This is a genomic window from Parapedobacter pyrenivorans (assembly GCF_014636865.1).
GTDB lineage: Bacteria > Bacteroidota > Bacteroidia > Sphingobacteriales > Sphingobacteriaceae > Parapedobacter > Parapedobacter pyrenivorans.
Genome location: NZ_BMER01000001.1, coordinates 315,732 through 332,011, shown reverse-complemented (window position 1 = coordinate 332,011; position 16,280 = coordinate 315,732). Strand labels below are relative to the sequence as shown.

16 protein-coding genes are annotated in these 16,280 nt (G+C 48.4%); 9 read left to right on the top strand and 7 right to left on the bottom strand.

Going from position 1 to position 16,280, the window contains the following annotated elements; translation table 11 throughout:
• Window positions 1–147 precede the first annotated feature (147 nt).
• The 4 genes from IEV98_RS01275 to IEV98_RS24675 form a co-directional block, all read right to left on the bottom strand.
• A complete protein-coding gene (locus IEV98_RS01275) occupies window positions 148–1,317 on the bottom strand; it encodes a FecR family protein (protein WP_188504129.1) in 1,170 nt (389 codons plus the stop codon).
• 84 nt (window positions 1,318–1,401) lie between these two features.
• Window positions 1,402–2,007 (bottom strand): RNA polymerase sigma factor, encoded by a 606-nt coding sequence (locus IEV98_RS01270; RefSeq protein ID WP_188504128.1) that lies wholly within the window; start codon window positions 2,005–2,007, stop codon window positions 1,402–1,404.
• Between the two features lie 99 nt (window positions 2,008–2,106).
• Entirely contained in the window at window positions 2,107–2,412 is a 306-nt protein-coding gene (locus tag IEV98_RS24795; RefSeq protein WP_503826835.1) for a hypothetical protein, read from the bottom strand.
• A 43-nt stretch (window positions 2,413–2,455) separates the two neighbouring features.
• Window positions 2,456–2,668, bottom strand: coding sequence for a carbon starvation CstA family protein (locus IEV98_RS24675; RefSeq protein WP_371870648.1), 213 nt, complete (start codon window positions 2,666–2,668; stop codon window positions 2,456–2,458).
• A gap of 250 nt (window positions 2,669–2,918) precedes the next feature.
• Here IEV98_RS24675 and IEV98_RS01255 point away from each other — a divergent pair, with 250 nt between their 5' ends.
• Window positions 2,919–3,200, top strand: a complete 282-nt coding sequence (locus IEV98_RS01255; RefSeq protein ID WP_188504127.1) for a CBU_0592 family membrane protein — start codon at window positions 2,919–2,921, stop codon at window positions 3,198–3,200.
• On the opposite strand, the gene IEV98_RS01250 is transcribed toward IEV98_RS01255, so the two are convergent.
• Window positions 3,168–3,782 (bottom strand): TetR family transcriptional regulator C-terminal domain-containing protein, encoded by a 615-nt coding sequence (locus IEV98_RS01250; RefSeq protein ID WP_188504126.1) that lies wholly within the window; start codon window positions 3,780–3,782, stop codon window positions 3,168–3,170. The genes IEV98_RS01255 and IEV98_RS01250 overlap by 33 nt on opposite strands.
• A gap of 401 nt (window positions 3,783–4,183) precedes the next feature.
• On the opposite strand from IEV98_RS01250, the gene IEV98_RS01245 reads away from it, so the two are divergent.
• From IEV98_RS01245 to IEV98_RS01220, 6 genes are all read left to right on the top strand, one after another.
• A complete protein-coding gene (locus tag IEV98_RS01245; RefSeq protein WP_188504125.1) occupies window positions 4,184–7,492 on the top strand; it encodes a SusC/RagA family TonB-linked outer membrane protein in 3,309 nt (1,102 codons plus the stop codon).
• An 18-nt stretch (window positions 7,493–7,510) separates the two neighbouring features.
• Complete coding sequence (locus IEV98_RS01240) at window positions 7,511–9,301, top strand: RagB/SusD family nutrient uptake outer membrane protein (protein WP_188504124.1); 1,791 nt, start codon at window positions 7,511–7,513, stop codon at window positions 9,299–9,301.
• A gap of 43 nt (window positions 9,302–9,344) precedes the next feature.
• On the top strand, window positions 9,345–9,737 hold the full coding sequence (locus IEV98_RS01235) for a hypothetical protein (RefSeq protein ID WP_188504123.1): 393 nt from the start codon (window positions 9,345–9,347) through the stop codon (window positions 9,735–9,737).
• A gap of 113 nt (window positions 9,738–9,850) precedes the next feature.
• Window positions 9,851–10,714: a metallophosphoesterase family protein gene (locus tag IEV98_RS01230; RefSeq protein ID WP_188504122.1), complete on the top strand. Its 864-nt coding sequence runs from the start codon at window positions 9,851–9,853 to the stop codon at window positions 10,712–10,714.
• Between the two features lie 2 nt (window positions 10,715–10,716).
• Window positions 10,717–11,601, top strand: a complete 885-nt coding sequence (locus tag IEV98_RS01225) for an endonuclease/exonuclease/phosphatase family protein (RefSeq protein ID WP_188504121.1) — start codon at window positions 10,717–10,719, stop codon at window positions 11,599–11,601.
• Window positions 11,602–11,613: 12 nt separating this feature from the next.
• Entirely contained in the window at window positions 11,614–12,561 is a 948-nt protein-coding gene (locus IEV98_RS01220; RefSeq protein WP_188504120.1) for an endonuclease/exonuclease/phosphatase family protein, read from the top strand.
• A gap of 18 nt (window positions 12,562–12,579) precedes the next feature.
• On the opposite strand, the gene IEV98_RS01215 is transcribed toward IEV98_RS01220, so the two are convergent.
• Entirely contained in the window at window positions 12,580–12,822 is a 243-nt protein-coding gene (locus tag IEV98_RS01215; protein ID WP_188504119.1) for a quinol oxidase subunit 4, read from the bottom strand.
• Between the two features lie 44 nt (window positions 12,823–12,866).
• Window positions 12,867–13,658, bottom strand: coding sequence for an MBL fold metallo-hydrolase (locus tag IEV98_RS01210; protein ID WP_188504118.1), 792 nt, complete (start codon window positions 13,656–13,658; stop codon window positions 12,867–12,869).
• 184 nt (window positions 13,659–13,842) lie between these two features.
• Between IEV98_RS01210 and recJ the strand changes: the two genes are divergently transcribed.
• Both recJ and lptB read left to right on the top strand, forming a co-directional pair.
• Entirely contained in the window at window positions 13,843–15,543 is a 1,701-nt protein-coding gene (gene recJ, locus IEV98_RS01205) for a single-stranded-DNA-specific exonuclease RecJ (RefSeq protein ID WP_188504117.1), read from the top strand.
• A complete protein-coding gene (lptB, locus tag IEV98_RS01200; RefSeq protein WP_188504116.1) occupies window positions 15,544–16,278 on the top strand; it encodes an LPS export ABC transporter ATP-binding protein in 735 nt (244 codons plus the stop codon).
• The last annotated feature ends 2 nt before the right edge of the window (window positions 16,279–16,280 follow it).

The window sequence follows — 16,280 nt, the reverse complement described above, 5'->3', positions numbered from 1 at the left end:
ACTTTGGTGAAATAATCCGATTATCGTATCAGGGTACCTGTAGCTTATGGCGGGGTAAGTGGTGCAAACACTTCCCTGCTTTTCTTTGGTATCCCTTTGGGGGTTATGGTGGGGTTTTCATCATATCAATCATTTTTAGTTTATCAATCAGTCGGTTTTATTTTTTTCCGAAGCATAAAGGACCAATGTACGGTCTGCCCTTAATTCGGATTTGATTTGGAAATCTTTTTCCAGGAAGTTGAGGAACGTAGATAGTTTAACTCCACGGCTCATTTTCCCACCTAGGTACCCAGCGGGTTTTTTGCCTTGGTAAATGACATCAACGTCATACCAGCGCTCCACCTGCTTCAGCGATTCATCGATGCTGAGGCCATGGAAATTAAATAGACCATCTTTCCAGGCAATGGCTGCCGAAACATCCACATCGCTGATAGCAACGGTGCCATTGTAAAGTGTGGCTTGTTGGTTGGGTTTTAAGGGGGTAGGCTGCTGGTTGTAGGCCGTTAGTGCTACACTACCTTCTACAAGTGTTGTCCGGATTTCGTTTTCATCGGGATAGGCTGAAATATTGAATTCGGTGCCCAAAACTTCTATTTCCTGCCGCTCGCTAAGCACCCTGAAAGGTCGCTTGTTATCTTTCGCTACCGCAAAATAGGCCTCGCCTTCCAATTTAACGATGCGCTCCTTACGGCTAAACCGGCTAGGATACTCCAGCTTGGAAGCAGCATTTAGCCAAACGAGTGTACCATCTGACAAGGTAATCTGGTACTGGCCGCCACGTGGTGTGCTGAGCGCCAGTTGGCTTACCGGTTCATCGAGTACTGATGAACCATCAAGGTAGGTAATTTCATCGCCCACAACAATCCCATTCTGCGCTGCATTTAAATCGATGGTGCGACCACCGTCTAATTCCAAAGTCGCCCGGTTTGTACCGGGTAATACCCGTTCGGGCGTAATCGTAGCAATAAGGTCATGGGGTTCGCTTTTGCCAGTAAAGTACCATACGATAGCCACAAATACCAAAATCACCGCGGCAGAAACGACGCTTCGCCAGATGAGTAAACGGTTTACCTTTGGTTTGGCAGGTTGTGTCAATTTAGTTTGCAGCCGTCGGTATAACGCAGCGACCTGTTCGTCAACAAACGAGGTATCGGTGATGGTTTCCGGCTCGTTGTCTAATGCCCGTAGTATGATTGTCTTCATCTCTTCGTCTTCCATGGTGGCCAACTGGGAGAAAAGCTGATCAAATTCTGTACGGCTTATTTGTTTGTTTAAATACTCCGTCAGCAGTTGCGCAATACGGTGGTTATTTTCCACAGTTTGGTAATTCGTTTATAATCCGTTTCATCCCTATACGTTCGGGCGGAAAAAACACACTACTGGAAAATGAATTTTTTTTGGTTAGGCGGCAAGCGCTAGGCCCATGAGGTATAAAAGTACAATCTCTTCACCATGTGTAGCTCTCAGGATGTGCCGTTTAACCTCTTTAACGGCTTTAACCAAGTGGCTGCTCACTGTCGATACCGAAACGCCCATCATTTCGGCAACCTCTTGATAACTCCTGCCTTCCAGTTTACATAGCAGCAAGATCTGTTTACGCTTGGGAGAGAGGTGTTCGATGGCTTGGTGGACGAGCTGATACTGTTCTTTTGCAATCAGCGTTTCTTCAGTTTGGAGGTAGAAGCTTACGGTACTGGCCCATAATTCTTCTTGCAAAGCCTTGTCGCGGCTTATTTTGCGGAATACATCAACAGCTAGGTTGTCCGCAATGCGGTACAGGTAAGTTTTGGCTGCTTGTTCCGGATTGATCTGCTCACGCTTTTCCCAAAGTTTCAGAAACGTGTCTTGTATGATTTCCTCAACGGTATCGGTATCTTTAAACAACCGCAGCAGGCGCTGGTAAAGTACCGGAGCGAAGGCCTTGTACAATCGTTCAAAAGCCACAGTATCTCCATTACGCAATCTACGCAGCAAGGTAATTGTGATATCCGATGAGAGACGGAGCATAATTGGATTTTATCCAAAAGTAGATATTTTTGGATAACAATGCTTTTTTTTTCTCGCTAATAATTTTCCTGACAACCCAACGCGTCGGCTAGGCGATAGCTAGCTGACGGTTTCTTTTACCCGTTCGCCATAGCTATCGACCTTTTCAGTTGATATCCCCAAGAGCCGGTACCATTTCCGGAATGCCCCAACGAATACGAATGCCATGAGCGGCATCGCCAATATGGCCAAGCTAGCGGGCAGGTACTGGCTGTTGGGGAGGTATATATCCGCCATCTGGGCGTATCCGGCCCAGAAGGTGATCACGGCCTTGAACACGCCGGGGATTGCCGAGACGAGTGCGTATTTGCCGCGGTTGAGCCTGATGAGCATGGTCGTACACACGATCAGCCCGCATGCGGCCAGCAGTTGGTTGCTGATGCCGAATAAGGGCCATATGCTACTAGAGTTAGCCGAACTGGGCGGCCAGCACCGGGCCTACCAATGGTCCCGCAGCGGCGATGGCGGCAAAGTGGTGGCCGAAGAGCACGTTCTTGTTGGTGGCCACGTAATCCCGACCATCAGCCATGGATACCGCCGGCGTCACATTACGTGCACTAAGGCGCAACACCTTTTGTGCCATGAAGATGCCGTAGAAACGGTAGGCGATAGCAAAGATCAATAGGGATGCAAAGACCAGGGTAAGCGCGTTGATGCCGTTTAGAAATTCGATAAAAAAGTTAATTGATGGCTGTAAAAATATTATTTATCATCATATCATCGGTATTATATCCTGCCTGTTTTTGAAAAAGCTGCTTATTGCGACCAAGCGGCATCAAGATTAGCCAGACGTAGTTTGACATTGGCAGCGGGAAAATAACCGGTTTTGGTAAAGTTTCTGTACTTTAGCCTCCTATCAGTAGATTGAAACGATGACGGAAACAACGGTAACGATTATTGGCTGGCTGGGATTTATTTTTTGCACGGTGGCATATCTGTTGCTCAACGTCAAGGTGCTGCGTTTTGACGGTGCGCTCTATCAAACATTGAACGTGATTGGCGGGCTGGGTTTGGTTATTAGTGCGTTTTATTTTGCCGATACGCCCAATCTTGCTGCAAACGGTATGTGGGTGCTTATTGGCTTGTTTGGATTGGCTCGCTATTCGAGGCGAGGCGGCAGGTCAGGGCGAAGCAATCGTGTCACGGATACTTAGCAAGCGAAAGGCCTCGGCTTTGTATTCCGTGATTTTTTCGTCGAAAGCTTTGGTATCTGTTGCCAAACTTAAATAGAAATAGGCACCATCCACCAATGCAAAAATAAGATCCGCGGTCCGGCGTGGGTCGTCGACCTCGACCAATTGTGCGGCTTTACCACGATCTATCAGTGCAGTAAGCCGCTCCCTTAACGAGTCGGTTAAGCCTTTGTACATCGCTTTTACCTTTTTATCGCGGAAAGCTAATGCGTAGCAGCTATAGAATAGCCCATCATCAAACAATTTATTCCACTTTTTTGAAAACAGGTCGTCGATGACGGTGATCAATGCTTGTTTTAATGGGATATTATTATCCTTGCCAATTTTATAGATCAGCAAGTATTTGTCGAGGATGTAATCGATGAGCGCATAGGTAAGTTCTTCCTTGGTCTGGAAATAATGGATGATCAGGCTGGGGTTGATATCCATTACCTTAGCAATCTTGGCAATTGACGTGTTTTCCAAGCCCTCCTTCTTGGCAACTTTATAAAAGACCTTGATGATCTCCAATTGCCGGGTTTCCCTTAAGCTTTTTCGTCCCATGGGTGTGTGTTTATAACCGAAGCGAAAATAAAAAAATTCGTTAGTATTAAACTTCATTTTTTTATTAATTGTATGTTCATTCAATGTATTTTTACCAATGAAAATAACGCAACCGTTTGATTGGTGCTTATCAACCGATTGCGTTATTTTTTCCCTTGTAGATTAAATGAAAAGCATTTATAATTGCTGGTAAGAAAATAACTAATCAATAACGTGTCGCTCACTGGTTGAGTGTGAAGAATCGGCGATAAGATCGAAGAAGATATACGTGTAGTTGGCTTGCAAACCAATCGATTAAAGAATAAATAACATTTCGGTTAACTCAAGTTCATAAGACAGAAGTATTTTTGTTTATTGACTAAATGTTCAATTAATAAATTAAGAAACCTTAAAATTCGATTATGAAAGAACAACGACAACAAAGTAAGACCCAATGGTGGGTTATTCAAAGTTGCATTGGTGTTGTACTGACATTGATGCAGATCGTGCCTTTTGAAGCCATGGCACAGAGTCGATTGGTGGGGAAGGTAACGGACCAATCCGGACAGACGCTGGTTGGCGCGAGTGTAGTCGTACAGGGTACACCATTGGGGACAGCAACCGACGACGGTGGACAGTATATACTCGAAGGTCTTGAGACGGGGGCCACATTGGTGTTTCGCATGGTCGGTTACAAAATGCAGGAAATCCAGTTTACCGGGCAGTCCCAATTGGATGTGCCGTTGGAAGCCGATGCCGGCAACCTGGATGAGGTGATTGTGGTAGGCTATGGTACACAGCGGAAAGTGAACGTAACGGGTGCCATAGACCAGATATCGGGTAAGCAACTGGAGTCACGTCCGGTAGCGAATATCATGCAGGGCTTGCAAGGAGCAAGTCCGGGCCTGAACATCACCTATGGCAACGGTAGCCCTGGCGGAATTCCAAATATCAACATCAGGGGTACAACCTCCATCAACGGGGGGGCACCATTAATCGTAATTGACGGAATCCCGGTATCCGATACGTATGACATGATTCGAATCAGTCCCAGTGATGTAGCTTCCTATACGGTTTTACGTGATGCGGCATCTGCAGCGATCTACGGCGCAAGGGCGGCTTATGGGGTAATCTTGATCACCACCAAACAAGGTAGCCAGGGTACACAAAGCATCAGTTACAATCTGACCACGGCTTTCGGACGTCCCACCGAATTGCCAGATCCGGTGACCGACCCCTATATTTTTTCGCGTGTACTGGAAACATCAACGCTCAACACACCTTGGAATGGACCGAGTTACGTGCAGTTCAGTGAAGAGTATTACCAATGGGCCAAAGAACGTTCGGATGACCCTTCGCTGCCGGATGTCAGAATCAGTCCAACGGATGCAAATCGGTGGGAGTATATGGGGAATAATAACTGGAACGACTATTTTTTTAAGAAATCTACGGTTTCCCAGGTCCATAGCCTCGCCCTTTCCGGCGGTGCAACGATTAAGGATAAACCTATTTCGTATTACCTATCCGCCGATTATACAAAAGACAACGGGCTGAATAAACTGGCCGATGACTATTGGCAACGGAAAGGTATACGGGGGAGGCTCTCGTTTTCTCCGCTAAATTGGTTGAAGCTGGATAATAACATGAACGTCTACCAAACGGATATCGCGCAGCCCTACGCGCGCATTACCGATCTGTATTACCTCCAACCCACCAACGTGGTCAAAAATCCAGATGGTACATGGGCGAATAACGCTGCAGGGCGGCTGGCCGCACAATTGGTTGATGGCGGAAACCGGAACGAACAGATGTTTGGGTTTCAGAATATTTTCAATGCAGTAGGTACCTTCCTCAACGGCGACCTGACCGTGACGGGTGATGCCAGCTTCAAACGGGAGTACTGGCGCTACCCCCAAAATTCGAAAAAATACAAAATCGGCTATGGGCCAGATGATATTCGCGAAGAAGGCGGCAACGGGTTTGTGTATGATCGGCGGGGCGAGATCCAGAACAATGTGTTTAACCTTTACGGCAATTATAACAAGCAATTCGGCATCCATGCGTTCAGCCTGACCGCTGGCTACAATCAGGAAGACTACGTATGGGCCACGACCATTGCCGAGCGAGACCAATTGATTTCTTCCACGTTGCCCTATTTGCAGTTAACTACCGGTGAAGCCCGCCTCAATGCCGAGTATAGTACCTATGCCACAAGGAGTTTCTTTGGGCGGTTCAACTATACGCTTAATGAACGTTATATCCTTGAGGCCACAGGTAGGTACGATGGTTCGTCACGCTTCCCCTCCACCAACCGCTGGGGTTTCTTCCCTTCGATATCCGGCGCATGGATTGTCAGTAATGAGCCTTTCTTCGAGTCTCTGAAGCCAACATTCTCCAATTGGAAACTCCGCGCTTCTTATGGCAGTCTGGGTAACCAAGCGGTAGGTGATTTTTCCTATATCCAAACTATGGGCACCGCGCTTTCCGGCTACCTCATCGATGGCGGCCAACGCCAAATCATTACGGGTGCACCTTCACTCACCATTGACCCCTTTAACTATACATGGGAAAATGTGGCCACCCTGAATTTCGGTACGGATATCGGGCTACTACGTGACCGCATTTTCGCGGGTTTCGATTACTACATCCGAGAAACCACGGGTATGCTTACAGCCGGGGAGCAATTGCCGGCAGTTTTGGGAACAGGTGTTCCCAGTCAGAATTCGGCTGATTTGCGAACCAAGGGCTGGGAGCTTTCGCTGACCTACCGTGATCAGTATACGGTAGCTTCTAAACCCTTCGGACTGGAAGCGAAGCTGTTGCTTTCCGACTCTCGGGCACATGTCACCAAATTCAAGAATGATCAGCGGATTTTGCTAACACGAAATCCCAACGGAACTATAAGAAACGAATATTTCGAAGGTTATGAATTCGGGACATTGTATGGCCTGGTTGGCGATGGCTTCTTCCAGTCACAGGAAGAAATTGATCAATTGGACGAAACCGCCATCATCCCATGGGGAGCGCTCGATATCGTGCCCGGATGGCCGAAGTTCAAGGATTTGGACGGGGATGGTAAAATCGAACTCGGACAAACGGCCGATGACATGAAAGACCGTACCATCATCGGCAACACGGCAGATCGTTACCGGATCGGGTTCAACCTCAATATGGATTGGAACGGATTTGATGCCTCTGTATTTTTACAAGGCGTGCTGAAACGTGATTTTTATCCGCAGCATTATTTGTTTTGGGGACCTTATCAGCAGCCATACGCGAATGTCTACCCATGGCATTTGGATCACTACCGTGCCGCTGATGATGCTCCGGAGCAAATGGCCAAACACTCAGCGGCTTATATCGCTTCAGGGCTTGCAAATGCCAACCTCGATGCCTCTTATCCGGTATTGCAATCTTGGCTGGCAGACTATAATTATACCACCTCAGACCTTAATTGGTCAGGTCTTGCCATTCCAAATACGCAATATTTGCTCAACGGTGCCTATTTACGGGTAAAGAATATTACCCTCGGCTATTCGCTCCCCCACGAGGTGATTCAACGTTGGGGAATGGGTCGGCTGCGGTTTTTTGTCACTGGCGAAAACATCTTCGAGTTTTCCGCAGTGAAGCGCTTTGTCGATCCGGAAGCCATCAACAACAGCACAGATAACAGCGCTTGGGCCTACCCCTTCCAGCGTAGGTTTGCATTCGGAGTGAATATAGGTTTTTAGTCGTTAATGAATTACATCATGAAAAGATATCACATATTATTTTTGATCGGGCTAATGACGATGACGGTTTCCTGTGAAAAGGACTTCCTCGATCGCTATCCGCAGACTTCCATCACGCCGGAAGTCTTCTTCAATACGGAAGAGGATTTGGCGCTTTACGCAAACGGACTATTAAGCCTATCGAGCCACGGCATGTACATCTCCGACCAAAGCACAGATAACCTGGCGACAACAGCGGCCGTTGAGGTGAAAAATATCATGACCGGAAATCCTTCGTCGCAAAACGTCTCAGGCGGGTGGTCGTGGGGACGGTTGCGTACGATCAACTACTTTCTGGAAAACTACGATCGGGCTGCTGTGACTGATGAAGTAAAGAACCACTATGCGGGTTTGGCCCGCTACTACCGCGCCATTTTCTATCACGACAAGGTCAAGCGGTTTTCCGATGTGCCGTGGTATTCGGGCACACTCAATCCGGGTGATGAAGAACTCTTCAAGGCCCAGGATCCCCGGGAATTGGTGATGGATAACGTGATGGCAGACCTCGATTTTGCCCTTGCAAATGTGCGTGAGGACGTGCCAACCGGTACCCCCGGAAAATGGGCCGTAGCGGTGATGGATGCCAAGATCGCACTCTACGAAGGCACTTACCGGAAATACCATCCGGAGTTGGAACTGCAAAGCACGGCCGAGGCTTTTCTGCAACGGGCAGCGGCGGCAGCCGAACGCATCATGGCTGAGGGCGGATTCAGCGTTCACAATACCGGCAACCCTGCATCCGATTATGCAGACCTGTTTGGCAACCAAGACCTGATGAGTAATAGCGAGATGATTTTGGTGAATAGCTTCGACCAGACCAAAAACGTAAGCGGAAATCAAAACACCGGTATATTCGGTAATTATGAGCAATCACCGGCACGGGATCTGGTGCAGACCTATTTGATGGCCGATGGCTCACGTTTTACTGATCAATCCGGCTACGAGACGATGGGTTTCGTAGAAGAATTTGAAAACCGTGACCCCCGTTTGGCCCAGACCCTCGCTTACCCCGGTTGGCAGCGGGCGCAGGACAATGCGCCATATGTGCAGTTTATAGCTCGGAATTTCTCCGGATACCACCAGTTAAAGGGTTATGTCAATAGTACGGATCAAGTGATCCTGAATAGTTCGGACGTACCTGTACACCGTTATGCAGAGGTATTGTTAATACTGGCGGAGGCAAAAGCCGAATTGGGCACACTTACCCAAACCGATTTGGACAATACCGTCAATGTGTTGCGTGACCGTGTCGGCATGCCACATTTGAATTTTACCGAAGCCAATGCTGATGTTGACCCTGTGTTGGCGGCAAGGTATCCAAACCTCACCGACGGCAACCGGGGCGTAATCCTCGAGATCCGACGCGAACGTCGTGTGGAATTTGCATTTGAAAACATACGGTACGATGATTTGATGCGCTGGCATGCCGGTAAATTGTTGGAAGGGATCCCGGTGGGCATGTATTTCCCCGGTGTGGGCGATTACGATTTAACCGGTGACGGTGTTCCCGATATCCGGCTGATTCCCGACGGGCAGACCATTCCCGCTGAGCGCGAGCGAAATTCGCTTGGCGTGCAGTTGATCTATTATACCATCGGAACAATAGGCAGTGGTGCTTCCATTTATCTCGAAAATGGCGTGAACGGCGGCTTCTTGGTCACTGATGATCGGGAGCGCAACTTTATCGAGCCCAAGTATTACTACCGGCCCGTGCCAAATTCCGAAACAATACTGAATACCAATTTGTATCAGCTGTTTGACTGGGAGTAGTCTTTGGAATAATTATTTAACTTTAATTTAAACAGGGTTAATCATGAAAAAGAGTCAATTTGTTTTTGTTTGCCTGCTGTTTTTTTCTGTCTGCACAATTTCCTTTACTGGAAAAGACAAAGTTGTCGATGCCACACCAACTGCAGCCGCTAACATTTACTTTTATGCAGGAAGCGGCCCCTCTGGGGCCTCAGATCCAGGAGCCTGGTCACAGATTTATTCTCCTCCAACCCATGATATGTGTCCTTCAGGTAGTGGAGATTACTGTTTAATCAATTTCTCTGGCGCTTCTTATACGTTAGCCGAAGCCGTTTCGTTATTGACAAGTTATGTCAATAACTCTGGAGGATTATCAAATAAAGGTCCATCTTTTAGTGTTTTAGACGAATTTGGACAAGCTGCAGGCATTACTGCTTCACAACGAAGTCTTTTTTAGATCTGAAGAGAATTTGTTTCAAGTACGAAATAGCTGACAACAACTATGTATACCGGTTGCCCAGACGGTCGTGTAACCTGCACGACTGTACGGGTAACCTTATAGAAAACGAAATGATGTTGAAAAAAATTTTAGGTACGGTATGTATCGGTTTGCTAACCCTATTCTCGGTGCATGCCCAAGAAGCTTTCTCATTCGCATTTTTAACGGATATCCATACCAATACGAATCCTAAATCCAGGAGTTTGGAGGGTTTCAAACAAGCCATCCAATTGGCCGAAACAAAAGGCGTGGACTTCATTCTGACTGGAGGCGACAACGCTGATGTCGATGCAATGAAAAGCAATCAACGTGAAACCGCGGTCAGGCTGTTCAGCGAATACAAAGCAGTTGTTGATCAATCATCACTCCCTTTTAAATACACCATCGGCAACCATGACCGGTATTGGGGCGATGGTGAGAAAAGCGGCACGTATGGCGAAAAGCTGTTCGAATCTTTTTTCGGGGAGACCTATTATTCATTTGAACATAGAGGGTGGCTATTTATCGTCCTGAACTCTGCACAGATCTGTGACGGGCAATATTGCGTGGATGACACACAGCAGCTATGGCTATCTGATTTGCTTGCGCGAACCCCTGCCGATCAGCCCATCATCGTATCCACGCATGTGCCTTTCCTGTCACTCTACTACCCTGTGTTGGAAGGAAAATATACCGATGCGGATACCTTCGTCAACCAAAAGGAAATTTTCGATATGTTTGGGGCGCACAATCTTAAATTGGTGCTTCAAGGCCATCAGCACCTGTATGAGGAAATCAAGGTGAAGGGCGTACAATTCATTACCGCGGGAGCGGTGAGCGCCAATTGGTGGGGCGGCGCCTTCCACGGTACGGAAGAAGGGTTCCTGAAAGTGGACATAGCGGGTGATGATTTCGACTGGGAATACGTTGACTACGGATGGGAGGTAGCCAGGTAAGTATGAGGAACGTCTGGAATACATGGAAATACGTATTAACAATCCTGCTTACCACAGCTATCCAAGCAGATGTGCAGGCACAATACCTAAAGGTGATGACCTTCAACATCTGGCACGGTGGCCGGGAAACCGGGGAGGAGGAAGGCCCGATGCGTGTTGTGAATGTGATCCGTGATTCGGGTGCCGATATTGTGGCCATGCAGGAAACCTATGGCTCAGGCGAGCGGATCGCCGAAGCGTTGGGTTATCACTTTTATCTCCGCAGTACAAACCTATCTATCCTAAGCCGCTACCCCATTGTGGATACATTGGATGCATACGACCCTTTCAACAGCGGAGCGGTAACGATTGACGTGGGTGGCCAGCCTATCGTTGTGGCCAGCAATTGGCTCAATTATCCCTTCGACTACTGGGACCTGCTTGAAAAGGGGAAACGGATTGATTCGGTAGCGTGGCGGGAGCAGTTTGAGGGCGAAAAGAACGCCGGTATCCTGCGTGAAATCGTAGCCACACTAAGCCCTGCCATCGAAAATTCGGATCGTGTACCCGTAATCATCTGCGGAGATTTCAATACCGGATCCCATTTGGACTGGGTGCTAGAGACCCGGCACCTCAACGGAGGGTATGTCATGCCTTTTCCGGCCACGTTGTTGATGGAACAATGGGGGTTCATCGATTCATTCCGTGAAATACATCCTGACCCCATGACGATGCGCGGGATTACTTGGAGCCCTGCTTTTCCGCAAGCCTTTCAAGACCGTATCGATTATATTTTTTACCGGGGGAATAGCTTAAAAGCCGTTAATTCAGAAACGATCGACACACACCCTGTCGTGTACCCTTCAGACCACGCAGCGGTAATGACTACTTTTGAAATCAAAAAATAAAATACCAGAACGATGAACAGATCAATGATAACCATCCAAGCATTTGTTATTGCCTTTTTCTGTATTTCTTGCCAGTCTGCCGCTAATCGGGGAGCCGATGAGCTGAGCAAACTGCGCGTCATGACATTCAACCTCTGGCATGGCGGCGATGCGGTAAAGCTTCCTCGCGATACGACAATCAAGTACCAACTGGAAGCCATCCGCAAGGCAAAAGCCGACGTGGTGGGTTTTCAGGAGCAGACCACCAACCAAAGCGATAATCAATCGCGGGCACAGCTGCTCGCGGATAGCCTGGGCTGGCAGTGCCACATCGTGGATGGAAGCCGAGCGATGATATCGAAATATGGCATGAAGCCGGTCGGTAGCGTCAAAGACTCACAGGCTGTACTGTTGCAGCTGCCCGGTGATAAAGAAATCGTATTCGGGGTGATGCACCTGATGTATACACCATACGAACCGTACGATATTGCGGATAAGAAACTGCTGAGCACGGAAGCTGCTGAAGCCTCTGCCTGCGAAACGAGGTTATATCAGGTGCAGGATATGCTAGACCAAATAGCGGCTTATGCCGACCTCCCTACCGTGTTGGTGGGCGATTTCAATGAGCCGAGTTGCCTAGACTGGACTGAGAAAGCCATCGAGGAGCGGGGCGACACGCTATTGCCTTTTGCCGTCAATTGGCCGGCTACCGCGTTGCTTATTGAAAAAGGATTTAAGGACGCTTACCGGGAAGTCTATCCGGACATAAAACAGAAGCCGGCCTATACGTGGACGTCCGTGGAAGGGCTGTGGCGCACGCCCGAAATCCACGATCGCATTGATTTGATTTATGTAAGCAAAAATAGGTTTAATGTAATCGAAGCCCAGGTCATGGGCGAACCCTCGCCTATGAGTGACATCGTCATAGATACTTGGCCTTCGGACCACCGGGCGGTGGTAGTGGAGCTCGTCTTAAACTAAGCCACGACGACCATACGGCTAATCGGTGGATAGATTAAGATTGAAATAATGAACGTCATGGCGGTGATGACTGCCTCTATGCTTTTTGCCTTTCTTTTTCTGCTGACCTGGTGCAAAAGGTTTGGCGGATTTGGTGCCAAAAATCTTTTTGGCCTGTCCGGGTGGAAGCCCCCGATTTCCTCGCCCATGCGGATGTGCGGCACACGATGCCAAAGCACCAATGCTCACCGATAATGCCAAATAAAATACTATTTTTTTCATGATAGATAGGTAGGGGCAACAATCGAACCAATTTTTTCGATTGATTAAGCTTTCTTTGGAGAAGCCGCATCGACCAGCCGATACTCCCCATTTTCCTTAACTTCGGGCCTACCGATGGCAATGTTGGTAGAATGGTACATCAGGAAAATCCAACCTTCCACACTCCCTTGGTCCCAGTACTGCTGGCGTAGCGCCATCGACTTGCGCCCGTCATAATCGTACTTGGCTGCAAACTGGCGGAAAAACTGCTCCGGCTCGGGGGCTTCGTCTCCACCGAAAAAGAAATGCTCGCCACCGGTACGGATATGGAAGACCTGATGATGGGGGGTATGGCCTCCTGATACTTCGTAATTAATTTCGTCATTCAGCACGCCGTTACCTTCTACCAACAGGAGATTGCCGCTGCGCTGTAACACGTCAAAGATTTCCGTTCGGTACGAGTCGGATTTGCCGCTATAAGCATCCTCCCATTCGCCCCGCTGTACCACGTACTCTGCTTCCGGAAAGGCAAGCCGGAAGGTGCCATTTCGATCCACGACCATGCCGCCCGCATGATCTTTATGCAGGTGAGAAAGCAGTACATACCGGACGTTATTCGGTTCAAAGCCAGCTTTCCGGATGTTGTAACGCAGTTGGAGGTCGCCATCGTTGTCGGCGAAGCCGATGCCGGTATCAAGCAGCAGTAATCCATTTGCCGATTCGATCAAGAATGGATGGACATGGATGAACAGCGACCCCGGCCGATCTTTTTTGCTGTCTTTACTGGCGTCAAACGGAACGAACTTTTTGGAAGAATCTACGGAAAATGAGCCTTCGAATAAGGAATGTGCTTGCATGTTTTTATCTTTACCCCTTCGTAGTGCACAAACTTAGCTAAATTTGCCTTCTTTGCAAATTTAACGGGTTGCATAAAGGAACAAATTGATCGATCTGCTCGGTCGCCATTGAGAACGGCGAAGCCCTCTTGAACACCATTAAAAGAAATTGTTCAAGTAGAAAATGGCTCTATTGAGGAAACATATGCAAAAAAGATGGGCAATCGCTTCTTGCCGTAACGAGGCAGTAACACAAAAACTAAGCGATGAGCTAGGTGTCGACAGGGTATTGGCTGAACTCTTGGTAAGTAGGGGAGTAGGAACCTTTGAAGACGCGCGACGATTCTTCCGGCCAGACCTGTCATCGCTGCATGACCCATTCCTCATGCGTGATATGGATAAAGCCATTTTACGCATTGAGCAGGCCATCGGCAATAAGGAAAAGGTGTTGATTTATGGGGACTATGACGTGGATGGCACGACGGCCGTAGCCGTGGTGTATAGTTTTTTCAGGCAGTTTCATTCGGGTTTGGAATTTTACCTGCCTGATCGCTACGCGGAAGGATACGGTATATCCGGACAGGGCATCGACTATGCGGCGGAAAACGGCTTTACACTCATCATCGCATTGGATTGCGGCATCAAGGCTGTGGACAAAGTGACTTATGCCCGCGAGCGTGGTGTCGATTTCATCATTGGCGACCATCACCTCCCTGGTGATCGCCTGCCCGATGCCGTAGCAGTGCTGGACCCCAAGCGGTCCGATTGCCCATACCCTTACAAGGAACTGCCTGGGTGTGGTATTGGTTTCAAGATCATCCAAGCATTCATCCAAAAAAACAGTATGGACATCAACACGTGTTACCAATACCTGGATCTGGTGGCTGTGGGAATCGCTTCGGATATCGTACCCATTACCGGCGAAAACCGGGTACTCGCACATTACGGCCTACAGAAGCTCAATACCAATCCGTGTTGCGGGTTACAGTCGCTGATCGACCTGTCTACCCACCGGAGTGGCCATTTTACTGTAAATGATATTATTTTTCAGATTGGGCCGCGCATTAATGCGGCCGGAAGGATAGATCATGCCAAAGATGCGGTGAAATTGTTGGTTTCCAAGTCGCTGCAAGAAGCGGCAGTTTACAGCACCAGCATAGACGTTCAGAATACGCAACGGAAGGACTTCGATTTGCGTATTACGGAGGAAGCGTTGGCCATCATCGATGGTGATGAAGCACTGAAACGGCAGAAAACGACAGTGGTTTTCCAACCCGATTGGCACAAAGGAGTCATCGGCATCGTAGCCACGAGGCTAACCGAAAAGTACTATCGCCCAACCGTGGTGTTGACCCAAACCAATGGACATGTCTCGGGCTCGGCCCGTTCGGTGGTGGGATTTGACCTGTATGAAGCGCTAAGTGCATGCAGCGATCTGCTGGATCAGTTTGGAGGGCATAAGTATGCCGCGGGCCTTACCATGAAACCGGAAAACGTCGAATCCTTTCGGCGACGATTCGAGCATGTCGTCGCAGCGAGCATCCTGCCCGATATGCTCCAACGGGAGATGCATATTGATGCGGTACTGGAGTTATCGGAAATCAACGCCAAATTTTTCCGTATTTTGCGTCAATTTGAGCCATTCGGACCACAAAATGAAGCTCCGTTGTTTATGAGTAAAAAGGTGCAGGTTTATGGAATGGCGATGGTGGTGGGCGGTAGCCACCTTAAAATGACCGTGATGCAGGAAGGAACTTCCAGTTTTGATTGTATCGGGTTTGGTTTGGCGGACTACGTAGACGCCATCAATGCTGGCCGGGAGTTTGATCTCTGCTATACGATAGAAGAAAATGTGTGGCGTGACAAGCGGAGTTTGCAGTTGAATGTGAAGGATATTAGAATTTAGATGATACTAAAAGCGGAACACCTCATCAAGAAATACAGGCAACGCACCGTGGTAAACGATGTATCCTTTGAAGTGGCGCAGGGTGAAATCGTGGGGCTGTTAGGGCCAAATGGCGCCGGTAAAACCACATCGTTCTATATGATCGTTGGCCTCATCAAACCCAATGAAGGGCATGTTTACCTCGATGGTGAAGAGATTACGGAAGATCCGATGTACCGTAGGGCACAGAAAGGGATCGGTTATCTGGCGCAAGAAGCATCGGTATTCAGGAAGCTGTCTGTGGAAAGCAACATCATGGCCGTATTGGAAATCCATCATCAGGATAAAGCAGACCGGAAGGAAAAGCTGGAGCAACTTCTGGCGGAGTTTAGCTTGAATCGGGTGCGAAAGAATCGAGGCGATTTGCTATCGGGGGGCGAACGCCGCCGGACGGAGATCGCGCGTGCCTTAGCAGCAAATCCCAACTTCATCCTATTGGATGAGCCGTTTGCGGGTGTAGATCCTATTGCCGTAGAAGAAATACAGACCATCGTCTCCAAGCTCAAACACCGCAATATCGGGATTTTGATTACCGACCACAATGTGCAGGAAACGCTATCCATCACCGACCGTGCTTACTTATTGACAGAAGGTAAAATCATGCTCGACGGCACACCGGAGGAAATAGCGGTGAATGAAATGGCCCGCAAATTTTACTTAGGCCGGAATTTTGAGCTGAGGAGAAAGAAACTTTAGTT